An 18,317-nucleotide genomic window follows, 5' to 3' on the forward strand; every position below is an offset into this window, starting at 1 on the left:
AAATTATTAATTTTATTAAATTTTAACTAATATTTTTGCTTACTTAAATCTATTATATTTATTTGTTATAGCATTACCTTTATAATTAATTCAACTATCATCATTTTTATTATTATATTTATTTCATAATGACTTTTTATTTCATAATGACTTTTTATATATTTCTTTTCTGATTTCTATTTCTGAATTAATATTTTCATTAATATAATGTAATACATTTAATTTGTTTAAATTTGCCATTTTTAAATGTAATAAGTTATTTAAATTCTTATGATTATATATTTTTGCTCCATATCCTAATTGTTGTTTTATTAAATGCGATACATCGCTTTCAATGCTACAACCGATATTTCATTCTAAATTTTGGTTATGAATACCTTGCTTATTATTACTGAAACCTGAATTGTAAATATAAATGGGACAGTTTTTTAAAATAATTGTATTAAATCTATTGGTCTTTTATAAGATAATGATTTTCTGGGTGTAGAATTAATTTGAAATGCTATAGAATTTAAGTCTTTTTGTTTATATGAAGATAAATCAGTAGATTTTGGTAAATATCTTCTTAAAATACCATTATTGTTCTCATTTAAACCTCTTTGACAAGGTTTGCCGGCATCTGCAAAATAAATTTTAACATTACAATTTTTTTCAATTAATTTTCATTTACTAAATTCTTTACCACGATCAAAAGTAATAGTTTTAATTGTTCCTGGTATTAATTTTGAAATAAATTTTATTATACTTTGTGTAATACTTTCTGCTTTATGATTTTTAGTTTTCAAAAGAATTGTGGTTTTTGATCATATATCAGCTAAAGTAATAATAGAACTTTTATGATCTTTACCAACGATAGTATCTCCCTCTAAATGGCCAAATTCTTGTATATTTTTAATATTTGGAATGATTAAATTTCTTTCATGAATAGATTTACAATTATTAATTCTGCCCCTAGTTTCTTTTTGTTTATGAGGTTTATTTTTGCCTTTTCTCAATAAATTTTTTTCATCAAAACCCATTCGATTTGTTTTAAACATGTTATATAAAGTTTTTGTTGAAATATTTTTTATTTTATTTTTCTTTAAAAAATCAGCAATTATATCAAGAGCATAATTTTTAGTAATTAACAAATGATTGATAGTATTAATTTCTGTTAAAGTTAAAATTATTAATTTTCTACCTGCATTTTGTTTATTTTTTTGAACTTGATTCAATATTTCTAATGGTAATAAGTTTTGATTTAATAATTTACAAACTCTGTGTACAGTTGATTTACTATAATCAATTACTTTTGCTATTTTACGAATAGAAAATCCATAACTTTTATATTCTTTTATTGCTATTATTGATTCAATAGTCAGATACTTATACATTGTGCTAATTCCTTTCTTTTCTTAATTATAGAATTAACACAATTTGTTTTTTATATAAGTGTCCTTTTTTTAATTTTACATTTCAGGGTAAGTAAAAATATTAGTTAAAATTTAATAAAATTAATAATTTTTTATTGTGTAAAAATTCAATAATATGATAAGATGGTAATGAATAAAAATGACAATAACAAGAAAGGCAGGGTTAGTTTAGTAATTAAATAATATAATTAGCTGATTGTTTTACTTCTTCAAAGCAATACCTAAGAAAACTAAACGCGACCTAGCAACGATACCAATAACAATTATTGCTTGATGTGGATTAGCATTACCAAATAATGCTTGACTATTAAGAATTAATAAAACCAAATTAATAATAAGAAATGATGTTACCACTAATGCTAAATTAACAATTAACGACCATCCAAAACTAAGAAATAATTTTCTTCCTTGTGAAGTAGAATATGCTACTTCCCCAGCTTTAGCTAAAGTATATAAACTACTACGATGATAAGTTCAAGGTAATATTTTAACTATTAAATGATGTGGTTGTTGCTTTTTGTAATGAAAAGGCGTTAATTGAAAAAACTGACTTTTAATTTCATAACTAGTAGTTTTTTGAACTTTTTTCTCAACAAAACCAAACTTCTTTAAATAAGCATCAACAAATTCTTTTCCTGTTAAATTAGCACTGTTAGTATTTCTAATAATTGATGAATATATTCAAGTAGCAAATCAAGTTATTAATAAAATTCCAACTAAAATCCCAAAAACTATTAATGCTATTAATAGTTTTTGGGAATATTACTAGCGATATTTATTTCCAAAAATAATGTTTTTAATTGCATATTATGCTCCTTTAATAAAATTATGACAATATTTTATCATATATTGCAACAACAAAAAATAACCTCAGTATTTATTGAGGTTATTAATCGGATTTATTATTTAAACTAATTCAATATAAACCATTGGGGCATTATCGCCTTTACGGTCATCAGTTTTTAAAAGTCTCGTATAGCCCCCAGATCTTTCATTATATCGCTTAGCAATATCAGTAAATAATTTTTGTAAAACTGTTTCTGTTTCATTAACATCAATATTTCGTAAAATACTTGATGCTTGTCTTCTAGCATGCAAATCTTGTCTTTTTGCTAAGGTAATTAATTTATCAATTGTTTTTCTTAATTCTTTAGCTCGTTTTTCAGTTACAAGCAATCTTTCATGAACAACTAATTCTGTTGCTAAATTACGCATTAATCCTTGTCTTCAGCTAGTATTTTTACCGCGTTTTTGAATAAATGACATATTCTTTGTTCCTCCTTTTATTCTCGTTTAAAAGTTAGCCCTAATGCTAATAATTTCTCTTTAATTTCATTAAAGGATTTTCTTCCTAAATTTTTCGTTGCTAAAATATCATTTTCTGTTTTATCAGTTAAATCACCAATCGTAACAATTTCTGCTCGTTTTAAACAATTATATGAACGCACCGTTAAGTCTAATTCTTCAATCGGTTTTTCTAATTCATCTGTTTCTTGTTTTTCAGAAATAGAAATAATTTCTAATGATTGTGCTTGTTCACTTAAACTAACAAAATGTTCTAAATGAGCAATTAAAATCTTCGCAGCAATCGCAATTGCTTCTACAGGAGTAACCGAACCATCGGTTGTTAATTCTAAAACTAATTGCTCTAAATCAGCACTTTTTCCCACTTTAGTTGGTTCAACACTATATTTAACATTAACAATTGGTGAATAATTAGAATCCATAGGAATAATCCCAATATTAGTAATTAAGCGTTTATTATCATCAAATGATTTATAACCACGAGAATTTTGAGCATACATTGTCATTTCTAATTTACCACCTTTAGCAACAGTAGCAATTAAATAATCACCATTTAATATTTCAACTCCTAACGGACAAACAATCATTGAAGCTAATACTTCACCAGCTCCAGCATCTACTTTTAGTGAAACACTTTCTTCTTCTTTAAAAACAGTACTATCAATTTTTAAAATAATACCTTTTAAATTTAAAATAATTTGAGCAACATTTTCAACAACCCCTTTAATTGTTGAAAACTCATGACTAGCCCCTTTAATATCAACACCATAAATTGAAGCTCCCGGTGTTGCTGCTAATAAAGTTCTTCGTAAAGCGTTACCAATAGTATTACCAAATCCTCTTTCTAATGGTTCTACTATAAAGCAACCGAAATTTTTACTAGTACTTTCAGTTTGTAATTTAAAATTTGGTCTAACAAATTGTTTCATTTATTAACCTCTTGGCCTTTTAGGGGGACGACATCCATTATGAGGAATTGGTGTTACATCTTTAATACTTGTAATTTCTAAACCAGCTGCTTGTAAGCTTCTAACAGCAGCATCTCTTCCAGGACCAGGTCCTTTACACTGAACTTCAATCGTTCTCATTCCATGTTCCATTGATACCTTAGCAACTTGTTCTGCTACCATTTGTGCAGCATAAGGGGTTGATTTCTTTGTTCCTTTAAAACCAATTGCACCAGCCGCACATCAAGCAATAACATTGCCTAATTCATCAGTCATTGTTACAATTGTATTGTTAAATGTTGAATGAACATGGGAGATTCCTTTTAAAATATTCTTTTTTTGTCTTTTCTTTGCAACTTTTTCTATTTTTGCCATCGTGTTACCTCCGCTTCTTACTATTTTTTCTTATTAGCAACTGTTTGTCTGCGATCTCTTTTTGTTCTGGCATTTTGTTTAGTAGATTGACCATGAACTGGTAAACCTTTACGATGACGAATACCACGATAACAACCAATTTCCATTAATCGTTTAATATTTAATTGGGTTTCGCGTCGTAACTCACCTTCTACTTTATAATCTTTAGATATTTCTGTTCTAATATTTGTTAGTTGCTCTTCTGTTAATTGTTTAACACGAATATTTTTATCAATACTACATTGTTTTAAAATCTTTTGAGCATTTGATAAACCAATCCCATAAACATATGTTAAAGCAACAACAACTCTTTTATCATTAGGGATTTCTACTCCTGCAATTCTTGCCATATTTAACCTCCTATTTTTAACCTTGTCTTTGTTTGTGCTTTGGAGTTTTACAAATTACTCGCACACATTTTTTTCTATTAATTATTTGACATTTATCACAAATTTTTTTAACTGATGATCTTACTTTCATTTAATTTTTCTCCTTTTACTATTTTTTTACTTATGACGATAAGTAATCCGCCCACGTTTTAAATCATATGGAGAGAGTTCAATAATTACTTTATCACCTGGTAAAATCCTAATGAAATTCATGCGAATTTTACCAGAAACGTGAGCTAAAATAACCGCATTGTTTTTTAATCTTACCTTAAACTCAGTATTAGGTAAACATTCAATAACAATCCCTTCCACTTCAATAATATTTTTATTTTCTTTTTCTTTGGTGGCCATTTAATTCCCTTCTTCCATTGAGTATGGATTAGCAGTTAAAACTTCATATCCCTTTGCAGTTACTAGAATTGTATGTTCAAAATGAGCTGAATATGTACCATCAAGGGACACAACTGTTCAATTATCACTTAAAACTCTAGTTTCATCAGTACCAATTTGTACCATTGGTTCAATACAAATTGTCATTCCTGCCACTAGTTTTAAGCCATAGTCATATTTACCATAATTAGGAATATATGGTTCTTCATGTAATTGTTTACCAATCCCATGTCCCGTATAATTTTTTGGTAAATGATACCCTTGTTGCTCAACAAATTGTTGAATTGTTGCCCCAATAGTACCAATTCTAACGCCCGGAGCAATAATTGCTATTGCCTTATTTAAGGCTTCTTCCGTTACAGTGATTAACTTTTGATATTCCGCTTTAATTTGACCAACGCCAACAGTAATGGCCGCATCCGCAAAGTGTCCATCAACAACAGCACCAGCATCAATTGATACTAAATCACCTGTCTTAATAATTTGATTATTAGCAATTCCATGAATTAATTCATTGTTAATAGAAACACAAATATGATTAGGAAAACCATAATAACCTTTAAACGCTGTTTTAGCATTATTTTCTTTTAACACTCTTGCTGCTATTATATCAAGATCGCGTTTTTTTATTCCGGGAATAATTGCCTTTTTAACTTCAGCTAACATTTTAGCAACTACTTTTCCCGCAGCACGCATTGCTTTAATTTCCAACTCATTTTTAACAGTAACCATTTATTTTACACACTATCTAAAATACTTTTAATACCATTAAATACTAATTTACTTGACTGATTAGCATCAACAACATGTAATAAGTTTTCTTCTTGATAATACTCTACTAAAGGTAAAGTCTCATTCAAATAAGTTTGAATTCTAATTTTAGCTTTTTCTTTCGTATCATCATCGCGCTGAATTAATGATGCACCATCATCATCATCACATTGCATCGCAATTTTAGGTTTATTAACTAATTTGTTATATGTTCGATTACAAGTCGGACAAACTAAGCGATTAGTAATCCGATCAATTAAATGTTCTAAGTCAGCTTCTAAATAAATAACAAAATCAATTTGTTGTTCTTTTTTTTCTAAAATCTCTTGCAACGCATGCGCTTGTTTAAGCGTTCTTGGAAAACCATCAAGAATAAAGTTTTCGCTTAAATTATCAATGGTTTCTCGCACAAGATTAATGACTTGTTCATCAGGTACTAATTTTCCTGCATCTAAATATTCTTTAGTTTTTAATCCCAATGGTGAATTATTTTTTATCGCTTGACGAATAATATCTCCTGTTGATAAATGTATCAAACGGTATGCCTCACATAACTTTTGTGACTGAGTTCCTTTACCACTTCCGGGTGCTCCTAAAAAGATTAAATTCATTTTAAATACCACTCTCTTTTATCATATATTTTTACTTTGATTTTCATCCCTTTTAAATTGAATATACGATTGTTGCCTCAAATGTCCTTGAACTTGACGAATAACTTCAATTGCAACACCAACCATAATAATAACTCCTGTTCCACCAATTGCTAACATTGGCGGTAAATTTGTTAATTTAGAAATTAATGTTGGCAATATGGCAACAAAAGCTAAAAAGATACTACCAACAACACTTAAACGATTTAAAGTTGATTTAATATATTTCTCAGTTTCTTTTCCTGGTTGAATTCCAGGAATAAATGTACCATTCTTTTGAAAATTCTCTGCCATTTGTTCAGGATTAATTTGTACTTGAGAATATAAGAAAGTAAAGAGAATAATTAAAATCGCAAAAATGCTCATTCCTGACCATGAATCTAATGCCAAATAAGTCTCAGTAAAATTAGTAAACCCTGTTCCTTCGGGATTATTAGCTTTAACAATTTGGGCAATTGTTAAAGGTGCTGTTATAATTGCTGAAGCAAAAATCACGGGAATAACACCAGCCGAATTAATTTTTAACGGCAAATACGGTGCTTTTTCACTTTTTAACACTAATCCACTTCCCGTCTGTTGAATCGGAATTCTTCTTTCTGATTCAGCAAAGAATACAACCATTAAAATTACTAAAAGAAATCCAACCATATAAAGTAAAAACTTTAAAAACCCACTAAAAACAACTATTGCTTCACTTTGACCACCAACTCAAAATTGAAAAGTTTTAGCAATATTAAATGGTAAACTAGAAGCAATTCCAGCAAAAATAACTAAAGAAACACCATTACCAATTCCACGAATTGTAATTTGATCAGCTAGTCAAAGAATTAAGAATGTCCCTCCCAAAAGCAATGTTGGTACCAAAATATAATAAAACACTGCCGATGTAGCAATATTTCCAGCATCTGCTTCTTGCCATTTAAGACTAATAATTTTTTGTTGTGCTAAGGTCATAATTGTCGCAAAACTTTGCATAATGCCAAATGGCAATGTTAATCATTTAGTTAATGAATCTAATTTTCGTTTCCCTTTTTCTCCTGATTTGGCTCAACGAGATAATCCTGGAACTAAATCAGTAGATAATAATTGGACAATAATAGAAGCAGTAATGTATGGCGATAACCCTAAAGCGAAAAGTGAAAATCGATCAATAGAGCCTCCACCTAACATTGCAATCAAATTAAAAAATTCTCTTGAATCCTTATTAGATTCATTAAGGTTTTTATTTATATTAACCCCTGGAACAGTAATTAATGCTCCCAAACGAATAATAAATAAAACCAATAATGTAAAAGCTAATTTTAATAAAATATCTTTATTATTACGATAAAATCTTTTAATGGTTGTTATCACTATTAAATCACCTCGGTTTTACCATTAGCCTTCTCAATAGCATCTTTAGCAACTTTTGAAAACTTATGAGCTTTAATAACTAATGCTTTACTAATTTTACCATTAGCAAGAATTTTTACTAATGATTTTTCACTATTAATTAATTTTTTGCTTTTTAAAACTTGGGGAGTAATTTCAGTTACATCTAATTGTTCTAAAGCACTTAAGTTAACAATTTCATATTTTTTCTTTGTAAAATTGGTAAAACCGATTTTAGGAATTCTACGAAATAAAGGCGTTTGTCCACCTTCAAATCCAGGACGAACACCACCACCACTTCTAGCATTTTGACCTTTATGTCCTTTACCAGAAGTTTTTCCATGTCCTGAAGATGTTCCTCTTCCAAGGCGTTTTTTATCTTTACGAGATTTTTCAGTATATTTAAGTTCATGTAATTTCATAATTATTGTTCCCTTGCTAGTGATTTTTCACTAACTTTTTCTTTAATTTCTCGTAAACTATACACTTGTTCTTTAGTTCGCATTTGTTTTAAACCATCCATTGCTGCTCTAATCATAATAAGTGAGGTATTAGAACCTAATGACTTAACATAAATATCTTGAACACCAGATACTTCAATTAAAGTCCGAACTGGACCACCAGCAATAATTCCCGTACCTTTTCTAGCAGGTTTAATTAATAATCGGCCCCCACCATAATGACCAATAACCTCATGAGGAACAGTAACCCCAACCATTGGAATCATAAAAATATTTTTCTTAGCAGCTTTTGCTGCTTTTTTAATAGCATCGGGTACTTCATTAGCTTTACCAGTAGCAAAACCAACTTTTCCCTTATGGTTACCAACAATAACTACTACTGAGAAACGAAAATGTCGCCCCCCTTTAGTTACTTTAGTTACCCTTCTTACTTTAACGACCTTTTCTTCAAACTCTTCAACCGGTTTTTGAAAATTAGCGTTTGGTTTTTTAGTTCATCGTTTTTTATTTCGTTCACCATCACTACCTCGATTAGCAAAATTAGGCTTAGTTGGTGATGTCGTTAAATTTTGTTGATCTTTTTTTTCTTGCATTAACATACTTCTCCTCTACTAAAATTTCAATCCATGTTCTCTTGCAGCCTCCGCAAACGCAGCAATTTTTCCGTGATACAAGTACCCCCCACGATCAAAGACCACAGTGGTAATATTGTTTTCTAAAGCTTTCTTTGCTAACATTTCTCCCAGAAGAGTAGCACTAGCTTTATTTAAATTGCTCTTACCTGTACCTGCCATTTGCAAAGTTGAGTAAGAAACTAGTGTCCGGTGCTGACTATCATCAATAATTTGTGCATAAAGATTCTTATTAGAACGAAATACATTAAGTCGGGGTCTTAATTCAGAACCAGTTATTTTTTTACGAATGCGAAAATGTCTAATTTTTCTTGCTTCATAGCGATTTGATTTCATTTTTAACTCCTTTGAAAGTAATCTAGACTATTGTCTATTTACCTGCTGATTTCCCTTCCTTACGAATAATGTATTCATTATCATATTGAATTCCTTTACCTTTGTACGGCTCTATTCGTCGAAAAGCACAAATATTGGCTGCTACTTGTCCAACTAATTCTTTACTAATTCCTGAAACAATAAGTTCTGTTGGTTTAGGGCAAACAACTGTTACTCCTTCAGGGATAGTATATTGAATCGGATGTGAAAACCCTAAACTTAAATTTAGTTTATCACCCTGAATATTAGCACGATATCCCACCCCATTAATTAATAATCTTTTACTAAAACCAGTAGTAACACCTGTTAACATTCCTTCTAACAATGAATTAGTAGTTCCATGTAATTGCTTAGTATGTTTTTGTTCATTCGGTCTGATAGTTTTAATCGTTTGGTTTTCAACGATAATAGTAATTTTTTGTGGTAATTGTTTATTGAGTGTTCCTTTAGGTCCTTTAATAGTTATGATATTATTTTTTGCAACATTTATTTCAACGCCATCTTGTACAGATAGAATGCGATTACCAATTCTTGACATAATTTATCACCCTATCAAACAAAGGCAAGAACTTCGCCACCTAAACGATTTTCTCTTGCTTTTGCATCAGTCATAACTCCAAGTGATGTCGAAATAATTGCAATTCCTAAACCATTTAAAACCTTTGGAATCTCACTATTTTTAACATATACTCTAAGACCTGGCTTAGATATTCTCTTTAAACCTCAAATTACCCTTTGACTTGCTTTATATTTTAATAAAATATCAATTTTACTATGAGTTCCATCTTTGGATTTCTCATTAATTTTAAAATCAATAATATACCCTTCTTCTTTCAGAATTTGAGCAATTTGCAATTTTATATTAGAATTCGGAATGCTTACCTTTTTAAATTGTCGCTGGTTAGCATTGCGAATTCTTGTTAGCATATCGCTAATTGGATCTGTCATCATATTTTACTAACTACCTCCTATCATGAAGCTTTCTTAAGCCCAGGGATTTGCCCTTTATTGCCAAATTCACGAATACATATACGACATAATTGAAACTTTTTTAATACTGACTTTGGTCGGCCACAATTTTGACAACGAGTGTATGCGCGAACTGCAAACTTAGGAGTTTTTAATTGTTTTACTTTTAGTGATTTTTTTGCCATCAGTTTCTTTCCTCTCCTATTTCTTAAATGGTGCACCCATTTTTTTTAGTAAAGAAAATGATTCATTTTGATTATTACTAGACATTACAATAGTAATACTCATTCCTCTTGTTTTTACAACTTTGTCGTAATCAATTTCAGGAAAAATCAATTGTTCTTTAATTCCTAATGTGTAGTTACCCTGTTTATCAAAACCAGCTTTATTTAAACCACGAAAATCACGAACCCGAGGTAAATTAATATTAAATAATTTATAAAGAAAGTCATACATTTTAGTACCCCGTAAAGTTACTTTACACCCAATTGGCATTCCTTCTCGTAACTTAAAACCAGCAATTGATTTTTTTGCTCTAGTTGTTACTGGTTTTTGTCCGGTAATTAAGTACAATTCTTGCATTACTATTTCAATATTTTTACTGTTACTAACAGCATCACCAATACCAACATTAACAACTACTTTGATAATTTTAGAAACTTGCATTGTAGAAGTAAAATTATATTCTTGCATCATTTCCTGAATAATTCCATCTTGATATTGTTTTTGTAAATAATTCATCAAATTTTAACTCCTTCAATTAAATTCTTGTCTTGGTTTTACGAGCAATCCGATATTTTTTACCATCTTTAATCTCATAACCAATTTTAGTTGTTTTAGTTTTATCTTTACTATCTAGTAAAGCAACATTGGAAAGATGAATGCTTGCAGGAATTTCTTTAATTCCCCCTTCATCATTTTGGGTTGGTTTTTGGTTTTTTTTAATTGTAATGCCTTCAATTTCCACACGAAGTTTTTTCTTTAAAATATTAGTAACTGGTCCTTTAAAACCACGGTGTTTACCAGCAATAACTAATACTTGGTCACCTTTTTTAATTTTTATTTTTATCATCTTATATCACCTCAGTTGCTAAAGAAGCAATTTTATTAAATCCTGCTTCTTTTACTTCTCTAGCAATCGGACCAAAAATTCTTGTTCCTCTTGGCATTTTATCATCTCTAATAAGAACAGCTGCATTTTCCGAAAACTTAATATATGTACCATCACTTCTGCGAACAGCTTTTTTAGTACGAACAATAACAGCTTTAACAACTTGTCCCTTTTTAACAGTTCCCCCCGGTGTTGCTTGTTTAACTGAACAAACAATAACATCACCAACACTTGTAAATTTACGAACCGAACCACCTAAGTTCCGAATTACTAAAATTACTTTTGCTCCTGTATTATCAGCGACCCTTAATTGAGACTCAGTTTGAATCATAATCTATACTTCCTTTTCTATAAAATAATTGCTTTTTCAACAATTTTTACTAAACGAAAGCGTTTAGTTGCTGATAATGGTCTTGTTTCCATAATTAAAACACGATCACCCTCTTGGGAAGAATTGTCTTGATCATGAGCTTTAAACTTTTTTGAATATTTAACGCGTTTTTTATATATCGGATCATTTTTATATGTTTCTACTAAAACAGTAATTGTCTTCTCCATTTTACTAGAAACAACAATACCCGTATAAACTTTACGGTTATTTCTTTCCATCATTATCGCCTCGCTTTTCATCAGTTTTTGTATTAGGGGTTATTGTTGCTGCTTTAGATTTAGTAACTTTTGCTGTTTTAACACTAGATTCTTTACTATCTTTACTTGTTATCGGCTTAGAAGCTTTCTTTTCTTCCATAACTGGTGCTCCACCATCTTTAACTTTTTTAATTTCCTTTGCCACTAATTTTTGATTTTCCAGTTCAATTTGTTCAGTAACAACATCATCTTGCTTTTCAACAACTAATTTCTTTTCTTTAAGTTTTGCTTTCTCTTCAACAACTTTAGTTTTTTGATGAATTTCTTTTTGTAATGTTTCAGAAATAATAACTTTTTGTTGATTCAATGGTTTAACAACTTCACCAGCATCTTTTCTCATTTGTAAATGCGTTAATATTCTAGCAACTTCTCTTCGTAATTCTTTAATCCGATGAGGCTTTTCTAATTGTCCAGTTGCTGATTGAAATCTTAAGGCAAACAATTCTGCTTTTAATTCTTCAGCACGATGTTGTAAATCATTAATGCTTTTATCTTTAAATATCTTCTTTGCCATTATTCTTCACCTCGTTTAACGATTTTACATCTGATTGGTAATTTATGCATTGCCAGTCTTAATGCCTCTCTTGCTACTTCTTCAGTAACACCAGCAACTTCAAACATAATTCGTCCTTTTTTAACAACAGCAACAAACTCTTCAGGAGACCCTTTTCCAGAACCCATTCGCACTTCAAGTGGCTTTTTAGTTTTCGCCATCTGCGGAAAAATATTAATTCAAACTTTTCCGCCTCGTTTCATATATCTTGTCGCTGCAATTCTTGCTGCTTCAATTTGTTTTGAAGTAATTCAAAGACCTTGTAATTCAGGTTTTTTTTGTACTTGATCAGTATTGACAACAATACTTCTTTTAGGCATAACTAATTTGCCAACTGCTTGTAATCCATATTCACCAAACGAAACCTTAGTTCCTCTTGTTGCTTTGCCTTCATAAGAAACACGATGCGGACGGCGATATTTAGTTCGTTTTGGCATTAACATAATTACTTCGCCTCCTTAACAGAATTTTTCTTTTCTGGTAAAATTTCACCCTTATAAATTCAAACCTTAATTCCAATCAAACCATAAGTTGTTAACGCTGATGCTTTAGCATAATCAATATCACTTCGCAAAGTTGCCAAGGGAACACTTCCTTCAGCATAACCCTCACTACGAGCCATATCAACACCGCCAAGTCTTCCCGACACTAAAGTTTTAATTCCCTTCGCTCCAGCTTTCATTGCTTTACGGATTGCTAATTTTTGTATCGTTCTAAACGATGCCCGATTAACAATTTGTTGCGCCATATTTTCAGCAACAAGTTGGGCATTCAAATCAGGAACTTTGATATCAACAACATTAATCTTAATGTCTAATTTACTATTAGTTGTCAAACCAATTGCGCGCCGAATAGCTTTAATAATATTTTCAATATTTAAACCTTCTTGTCCTAAGACAACACCCGGACGCGAAGAATGAATGAACAGCGTAATATTTTCTTTCGTGCGTTCAATTTCAACTTTAGCAATTGCTGCATTTTTCCATTTTTTCAAAATTACTTTACGAATTTTAATATCAGAATGTAATCAATTAGCAAAATTTTTATCTTTAGCATATCATCTTGAGTCTCAGTCTTTATTAATACCAAGTCGTAATCCATGTGGACTTGCCTTTTGCCCCATTATTGATTACCTCCCTTTTTGTCTGTTACGACAATTGTAATGTGACTAGTTCTTTTTAATATTTTATAAGCTTGTCCATGATCTGATGGTCGAAACCGTTTTAAAGTTGCACCCTCACTCACTAAAACCTCTTTAATTAATAACGCATCCCCATCCATCGCATAATTATTTACCGCATTAGCAATAGCCGATTTTAGAAGTTTAAGTACTGGCTCACTAGCTTTTTTATTAGTATTCATTAAAATCGCTAAAGCATCAGTAACTGGTTTTCTTCTTATTAATTCAGCAATTAATTGCACCTTTCTGGGGGCAATTCTAATTGTTCTTAAAATAGCTTTTGCTTCCATATTTTAAACTCCTTACTATTTCTTCTTCTTATCATTTCCGTGCCCACCAAACGATCTTGTTGGTGCAAATTCACCAAATTTATGACCAACCATATCTTCAGTTACAAAAACCGGAACATGCTTTCTACCATCATGAACAGCAACTGTATGATTAATGAAGGCAGGAGAAATAGTAGAGCGACGCGATCAAGTTTTCATTACTTCTCTTTTATTATTACTATTCAACAACTCAACTTTTTTCAATAAATGTGACGCAATATATGGTCCTTTTTTTAATGATCTTCCCATCCTTAACGATTTCCTTTCATAAGCATTACCCTATTTTTTCTTTCTTCTAATAATTAATTTTGTTGAAGCCTTACGAGGATTACGAGTTTTCATCCCCAATGTCTTCTTACCTCAAGGTGTTACAGGAGCTACTCTTCCAATCGGCGCTTTTCCTTCACCACCACCATGTGGATGATCATTAGGATTCATAACTGAACCTCTAACCGTCGGACGAATTCCTCTTCAACGATTTCTTCCAGCTTTTCCTCAATTAACTAAGTTCCGATCTTCATTACCAACTTCACCAATTGTTGCTCGACAAGATGCTAATATCTTGCGAACCTCACCAGAATTTAAACGAATCGTAACATAACGACCACTTTCATCTTTTCCTAATAATTGAGCACTAGTTCCCGCGCTTCTAGCTAATTGACCACCTTTTAAAGGTCGCAATTCAATATTATGAACTACTGTCCCCTCAGGCATTTTTCCCATTGGCATATTATTACCAACTTTAATATCCATCAGCGGACCACTAACAATTTCCATTCCCACTTCAAGAGTTTTAGGTGCTAAAATATATCTTTTTTCACCATCAAGATAATTAACTAATGAAATAAACGCATTACGATTAGGATCATACTCAATACTTGCTACTTTACCAATAATATTGTCTTTATCGCGTTTAAAATCAATAATACGATATTTTCTTTTATGACCGCCACCTTTATGACGCGTAGTAATAATTCCCCGATTATTCCGACCAGATTTCCTATTTAATGTAGTTAATAACGATTTCTCTGGTTTATCAGTTGTTAAAACTGAATAATCAAGAGTTGTCATATTACGACGACCATTAGTAACTGGTTTATATTTCTTTATTGCCATAACTCTTACTCCTTAATATTATTCGTTATTAAATAACTCTAATTTTTCACCTGGTTTTAAAGTAAAAATCGCTCTTTTACTAGCATTAGTTAATCCTTCAAACCGTCCCATTTTTTTAGCTTTTGGTTTCTTTTTAATAATATTTACCTTAAGAACTTTTACTTCAAAAATAGTTTCAAATGCTTTTTTAATTTGTGTCTTATTAGCCTTATAATTAACTTCAAAAGTATATTTACCATCAACATTAATTTTTAAATATGACTTTTCTGTTAAGACTGGCTTTTTAATTACTTTGGTAATATGCATTATGCCAATACCCCCTCAATGTTTACTAACGCCTCTAAAGTTATTAATAACTTATTAGCGTGCAATAAATCATAAATATTTAAACTACTAGCAGCAATGACATTAAATTTTGCAATATTACTTGCTGATTTAACAATCATTTCATCAGCTACTTTAGTAATTAATAATGTTTTATTATCCACTAACTTTAAATTTTGACAAATTTGTAAAACTGCCTTTGTTGAATATTTTTCTAAACTAATAGTATCAACAATAATAAGTTCATTATTTTGTGCTTTTAAAGATAACGCCGATTTTAATGCTAACTTTCTTACTTTCCGATTAACATGCAATTTATAATTTTTCTCAACTGTCGGACCAAATACAATTCCCCCACCTTTTCATTGTGGCGAACGAATTGAACCTTGTCTGGCTCGGCCTGTTCCCTTTTGCTTTCATGGTTTTTTACCACCACCACTAACTTCACCACGAGTTTTAGTTTGATGTGTTCCCTGTCTTCAAGACGCTTGTTGAGCAATTGTCGCATCAAACATTGCTTGTTGATGAGGCGTAATATTTCAAACTTTCTCATTTAAACTAACATCTTTAACAACATTACCATTAATATCTAATACTTGTAACTTCATCATTTTTTCTCCTTAATAATTATGCTGCTGGGGCAACGCTACTAACATCTACTGTAGTAGTTTCAACAGGTGGTTGATTGTTAACTAAATTTGGTGGTGTTTTTGTTTTTAAGCCCTTAATCGCTTCAGTAATAACAACAAACTGTTTTTTAGGTCCTGGAATTGAACCTTTAACTAATAGCGCATTCTTAGCAACATCAATATGAATTACTTGCAAATTTTGCATTGTAACTTGTTGATGTCCCATTCTTCCTGGCATCTTTTTTCCTTTAAAAATTCGGTTCGGAGCAATCGCACCCATTGAACCAATTTCACGATGAAATCCAGAACCATGAGCCATCGGCCCTCTTGAATAATTATGGCGTTTAATAACTCCTGCAAAGCCTTTACCCTTGCTAATGGCTCGCACATCCACTAATTCACCAGGAGTGAAAATATCACAATTAATAATATCTCCCATATTAAACCCTGACATTTCACGAATCTCTTTACTAAACCTTTTCGGAGTTGTCTGAGCTCTTTTAAAATGTCCTGTCAATGGTTTATTAACTAAATTAGCTCTTTTATCTTCTACCGCTAATTGCAACGAAGTATAACCATTTTTTTCTGCTGTTTTAACATCAGTAACAACATTAGGTTGCACTTCAATAACTGTTACGGGAATTATCTTTCCTTCAACAGTAAAGACCTGACTCATAGCAATTTTTCTGCCTAAAATTCCTTTCATAAGAATTTTACCGTCCTTTCCAACTTATCATTATTGTGTATATCATTGCCTTTTAAAATATATTTCTAAAAGGTTGACTAGGTAATTGCATTTAATTTAATCTCAATATCCACACCACTCGGTAGTTGTAATCTTGATAAACTATTTACAGTTTTTGGCGTTGGATTAATAATATCAACGATTCTATTATGAGTTCGAATTTCAAACTGTTCACGAGCATCTTTATGTTTATGAACAGATCGTAAAACAGTATAAATTTCTCTTTTGGTTGGCAAAGGAATCGGTCCCTTAACTTTTGCTCCCGTCAATTGCGCTGCTTGAACAATTTTAAAAATTGACTGGTCAACAGTTTTGCTATCATAACCACATAAACGAATTCTAATTTTTTGAGCCATAACACGGTCTCCTTCCTGAATTAAAAATTACTTTTGCTACAACGCTTCTTGGCGTATCAATAATGGTACATATAATATACACAGTTAAATATTATACACTATTCCTTAGCAATTAAAAATATATTTAACACGCTGGGTCGCGTTTAGTTTTCTTAAGTATTTTTAAAAAAAGAAAAAATAATCATTTACTATAAATTATTTCAATATGCAAATTAAGTATATATTTCTTATGTATGATTTTTTTTGTAAAAAATTATTTTAATGTTGTTTTTATAAGCATTTTAGTGAGTTTTTATAACCTTTTATTAAGATTATGTTTGTTAATATTAAATATTTTGTTTTATTACTTATTTTTTAGATAAAATGATAATTAAATTGTGATTACTTTTTTTTCAAAATTATTTAAACCTTTTCCTACCTAACAAAACTTTACGCGTCCACACGCTGAGCATGTAAAGTTTATTGGGGTTATTAGATTATGTTTTGAAAATTAATTCTTATATTTAAGAATTAATTGAAACTATGAGTATTTAACTCATCAGATAACTCATCAGACTTTTATTTTCACAAAAATTATTATAACTGAAAATAATGAATTTTTTTCTAAAATATACATAATTATTTTCATATTTATTCGATATGCTTTTACCATTTTAAAAATATCCATTCAGCAACATTAGGTCATAAAATTATATTTTGATTTTTTAATTTGTATTCATTATGTAAAATTAAGAAAAGTGCAATAAATAAGGAGTATTTTAAATGTCTTGATTACACAGTCTTATTACACAAATTCACTAATGTTTAACATTAGTGAATTGTAAATTATAGTTGTGTAATATCTCTGTGTTACCTTACAAATAAGTTTTCATTTTTTTCTTTGAATTTTTCTTTCACATTTTTTCTCCATTCAATTAATTAAAACAAATTAAAAAATGGCTGTGATAGCCATTTTGTTAAATTTATGTTTATTAGTAGTTTCTTTTATTGCAATTGCACTCAATATGAACAGCTTGTAAATTTGTAATATGGTTGCTTCCTCCTCTAGAAAGCGGAACGATATGATCCACATTCCATGCATATCTACTATTAGGTTGATTGCTTTCATGAACCACATAAAGTATTGTATCTCGGCAAATACCACATAATTTATGGTTACTAAAACAATCATTTACAGAGCAAAAGCAAGAAAGTGCATTATCTCAAACTTGTAAAATTTTTTCATCTAAATCCATTAGTA

33 protein-coding genes are annotated in these 18,317 nt (G+C 30.3%); 1 reads left to right on the plus strand and 32 read right to left on the minus strand.

Translation table 4 applies throughout. The features are described from left to right. Positions 1-39: 39 nt before the first annotated feature. Positions 40-240 (minus strand): hypothetical protein, encoded by a 201-nt coding sequence (locus tag AACK97_RS01475; protein ID WP_338968230.1) that lies wholly within the window; start codon positions 238-240, stop codon positions 40-42. A gap of 188 nt (positions 241-428) precedes the next feature. Then, a complete protein-coding gene (locus AACK97_RS01480; RefSeq protein WP_338968231.1) occupies positions 429-1,373 on the minus strand; it encodes an IS30 family transposase in 945 nt (314 codons plus the stop codon). A 235-nt stretch (positions 1,374-1,608) separates the two neighbouring features. Between AACK97_RS01480 and AACK97_RS01485 the strand changes: the two genes are divergently transcribed. Continuing rightward, positions 1,609-1,884, plus strand: a complete 276-nt coding sequence (locus AACK97_RS01485) for a hypothetical protein (protein WP_338968234.1) — start codon at positions 1,609-1,611, stop codon at positions 1,882-1,884. 434 nt (positions 1,885-2,318) lie between these two features. Here AACK97_RS01485 and rplQ read toward each other — a convergent pair whose 3' ends face one another. The 30 genes from rplQ to AACK97_RS01635 all read right to left on the minus strand — a co-directional run bounded on the left by rplQ (position 2,319) and on the right by AACK97_RS01635 (position 18,312). Then, on the minus strand, positions 2,319-2,678 hold the full coding sequence (gene rplQ, locus AACK97_RS01490) for a 50S ribosomal protein L17 (RefSeq protein WP_338968237.1): 360 nt from the start codon (positions 2,676-2,678) through the stop codon (positions 2,319-2,321). Between the two features lie 17 nt (positions 2,679-2,695). Beyond that, positions 2,696-3,646 (minus strand): DNA-directed RNA polymerase subunit alpha, encoded by a 951-nt coding sequence (locus AACK97_RS01495; RefSeq protein ID WP_338968239.1) that lies wholly within the window; start codon positions 3,644-3,646, stop codon positions 2,696-2,698. A gap of 3 nt (positions 3,647-3,649) precedes the next feature. Further along, positions 3,650-4,039, minus strand: coding sequence for a 30S ribosomal protein S11 (rpsK, locus tag AACK97_RS01500; RefSeq protein ID WP_338968241.1), 390 nt, complete (start codon positions 4,037-4,039; stop codon positions 3,650-3,652). Positions 4,040-4,059: 20 nt separating this feature from the next. Continuing rightward, positions 4,060-4,428 carry a 30S ribosomal protein S13 gene (rpsM, locus tag AACK97_RS01505; RefSeq protein WP_338968242.1) on the minus strand — a complete coding sequence of 123 codons (369 nt, stop codon included), beginning with the start codon at positions 4,426-4,428 and terminating at the stop codon, positions 4,060-4,062. A gap of 16 nt (positions 4,429-4,444) precedes the next feature. Continuing rightward, entirely contained in the window at positions 4,445-4,558 is a 114-nt protein-coding gene (rpmJ, locus tag AACK97_RS01510) for a 50S ribosomal protein L36 (protein WP_215825765.1), read from the minus strand. Positions 4,559-4,584: 26 nt separating this feature from the next. Further along, on the minus strand, positions 4,585-4,818 hold the full coding sequence (infA, locus tag AACK97_RS01515) for a translation initiation factor IF-1 (RefSeq protein ID WP_338968245.1): 234 nt from the start codon (positions 4,816-4,818) through the stop codon (positions 4,585-4,587). Then, positions 4,819-5,589 (minus strand): type I methionyl aminopeptidase, encoded by a 771-nt coding sequence (gene map / locus AACK97_RS01520; protein ID WP_338968248.1) that lies wholly within the window; start codon positions 5,587-5,589, stop codon positions 4,819-4,821. Positions 5,590-5,594: 5 nt separating this feature from the next. Then, the gene (locus AACK97_RS01525) at positions 5,595-6,239 is read right to left on the minus strand and encodes an adenylate kinase (RefSeq protein ID WP_338968250.1); all 645 of its coding nucleotides are present in this window, start codon (positions 6,237-6,239) and stop codon (positions 5,595-5,597) included. 18 nt (positions 6,240-6,257) lie between these two features. Next, on the minus strand, positions 6,258-7,631 hold the full coding sequence (gene secY / locus AACK97_RS01530) for a preprotein translocase subunit SecY (protein ID WP_338968252.1): 1,374 nt from the start codon (positions 7,629-7,631) through the stop codon (positions 6,258-6,260). A 2-nt stretch (positions 7,632-7,633) separates the two neighbouring features. Further along, the gene (gene rplO, locus AACK97_RS01535) at positions 7,634-8,071 is read right to left on the minus strand and encodes a 50S ribosomal protein L15 (protein WP_338968254.1); all 438 of its coding nucleotides are present in this window, start codon (positions 8,069-8,071) and stop codon (positions 7,634-7,636) included. A 2-nt stretch (positions 8,072-8,073) separates the two neighbouring features. Further along, on the minus strand, positions 8,074-8,703 hold the full coding sequence (gene rpsE / locus AACK97_RS01540; protein ID WP_338968257.1) for a 30S ribosomal protein S5: 630 nt from the start codon (positions 8,701-8,703) through the stop codon (positions 8,074-8,076). 18 nt (positions 8,704-8,721) lie between these two features. Further along, on the minus strand, positions 8,722-9,078 hold the full coding sequence (gene rplR, locus AACK97_RS01545) for a 50S ribosomal protein L18 (protein ID WP_342189626.1): 357 nt from the start codon (positions 9,076-9,078) through the stop codon (positions 8,722-8,724). 34 nt (positions 9,079-9,112) lie between these two features. Further along, positions 9,113-9,655 (minus strand): 50S ribosomal protein L6, encoded by a 543-nt coding sequence (gene rplF / locus AACK97_RS01550; protein ID WP_338968259.1) that lies wholly within the window; start codon positions 9,653-9,655, stop codon positions 9,113-9,115. 11 nt (positions 9,656-9,666) lie between these two features. Then, positions 9,667-10,068, minus strand: a complete 402-nt coding sequence (gene rpsH / locus AACK97_RS01555) for a 30S ribosomal protein S8 (RefSeq protein ID WP_338968261.1) — start codon at positions 10,066-10,068, stop codon at positions 9,667-9,669. A gap of 17 nt (positions 10,069-10,085) precedes the next feature. After that, complete coding sequence (locus tag AACK97_RS01560) at positions 10,086-10,271, minus strand: type Z 30S ribosomal protein S14 (RefSeq protein ID WP_338968263.1); 186 nt, start codon at positions 10,269-10,271, stop codon at positions 10,086-10,088. A 16-nt stretch (positions 10,272-10,287) separates the two neighbouring features. Further along, a complete protein-coding gene (gene rplE, locus AACK97_RS01565; protein WP_338968931.1) occupies positions 10,288-10,827 on the minus strand; it encodes a 50S ribosomal protein L5 in 540 nt (179 codons plus the stop codon). A 19-nt stretch (positions 10,828-10,846) separates the two neighbouring features. Then, positions 10,847-11,158, minus strand: coding sequence for a 50S ribosomal protein L24 (rplX, locus tag AACK97_RS01570; RefSeq protein WP_338968264.1), 312 nt, complete (start codon positions 11,156-11,158; stop codon positions 10,847-10,849). 1 nt (position 11,159) lies between these two features. Then, entirely contained in the window at positions 11,160-11,528 is a 369-nt protein-coding gene (rplN, locus tag AACK97_RS01575) for a 50S ribosomal protein L14 (protein WP_338968266.1), read from the minus strand. 17 nt (positions 11,529-11,545) lie between these two features. Beyond that, a complete protein-coding gene (rpsQ, locus tag AACK97_RS01580; RefSeq protein WP_338968268.1) occupies positions 11,546-11,809 on the minus strand; it encodes a 30S ribosomal protein S17 in 264 nt (87 codons plus the stop codon). After that, positions 11,793-12,359 (minus strand): 50S ribosomal protein L29, encoded by a 567-nt coding sequence (gene rpmC, locus AACK97_RS01585; protein WP_338968269.1) that lies wholly within the window; start codon positions 12,357-12,359, stop codon positions 11,793-11,795. Before rpmC ends, rpsQ begins: the two co-directional genes overlap by 17 nt. Then, on the minus strand, positions 12,359-12,841 hold the full coding sequence (gene rplP, locus AACK97_RS01590) for a 50S ribosomal protein L16 (RefSeq protein ID WP_338968271.1): 483 nt from the start codon (positions 12,839-12,841) through the stop codon (positions 12,359-12,361). The genes rpmC and rplP overlap by 1 nt, the downstream gene beginning before the upstream one ends. Positions 12,842-12,843: 2 nt before the next feature. Beyond that, a complete protein-coding gene (rpsC, locus tag AACK97_RS01595; RefSeq protein WP_338968272.1) occupies positions 12,844-13,521 on the minus strand; it encodes a 30S ribosomal protein S3 in 678 nt (225 codons plus the stop codon). Beyond that, positions 13,521-13,868, minus strand: coding sequence for a 50S ribosomal protein L22 (gene rplV / locus AACK97_RS01600; RefSeq protein ID WP_338968274.1), 348 nt, complete (start codon positions 13,866-13,868; stop codon positions 13,521-13,523). Before rplV ends, rpsC begins: the two co-directional genes overlap by 1 nt. Positions 13,869-13,883: 15 nt before the next feature. After that, a complete protein-coding gene (rpsS, locus tag AACK97_RS01605; protein ID WP_215825748.1) occupies positions 13,884-14,156 on the minus strand; it encodes a 30S ribosomal protein S19 in 273 nt (90 codons plus the stop codon). Positions 14,157-14,186: 30 nt separating this feature from the next. Further along, a complete protein-coding gene (gene rplB, locus AACK97_RS01610) occupies positions 14,187-15,023 on the minus strand; it encodes a 50S ribosomal protein L2 (RefSeq protein WP_338968276.1) in 837 nt (278 codons plus the stop codon). Between the two features lie 18 nt (positions 15,024-15,041). Beyond that, positions 15,042-15,329, minus strand: a complete 288-nt coding sequence (gene rplW / locus AACK97_RS01615) for a 50S ribosomal protein L23 (protein ID WP_338968279.1) — start codon at positions 15,327-15,329, stop codon at positions 15,042-15,044. Then, positions 15,329-15,955 (minus strand): 50S ribosomal protein L4, encoded by a 627-nt coding sequence (gene rplD, locus AACK97_RS01620; RefSeq protein WP_338968281.1) that lies wholly within the window; start codon positions 15,953-15,955, stop codon positions 15,329-15,331. The genes rplW and rplD overlap by 1 nt, the downstream gene beginning before the upstream one ends. A gap of 19 nt (positions 15,956-15,974) precedes the next feature. Then, entirely contained in the window at positions 15,975-16,682 is a 708-nt protein-coding gene (gene rplC / locus AACK97_RS01625; RefSeq protein WP_338968283.1) for a 50S ribosomal protein L3, read from the minus strand. A gap of 77 nt (positions 16,683-16,759) precedes the next feature. Next, complete coding sequence (gene rpsJ, locus AACK97_RS01630; protein ID WP_215825743.1) at positions 16,760-17,077, minus strand: 30S ribosomal protein S10; 318 nt, start codon at positions 17,075-17,077, stop codon at positions 16,760-16,762. Positions 17,078-18,048: 971 nt separating this feature from the next. Next, positions 18,049-18,312 carry an HNH endonuclease signature motif containing protein gene (locus tag AACK97_RS01635; protein WP_338968285.1) on the minus strand — a complete coding sequence of 88 codons (264 nt, stop codon included), beginning with the start codon at positions 18,310-18,312 and terminating at the stop codon, positions 18,049-18,051. Positions 18,313-18,317 lie beyond the last annotated feature (5 nt).

It is taken from the genome of Spiroplasma endosymbiont of Lonchoptera lutea (assembly GCF_964019715.1).
In the GTDB taxonomy this organism is placed as follows: Bacteria; Bacillota_I; Bacilli_A; order Mycoplasmatales; family Nriv7; genus Nriv7.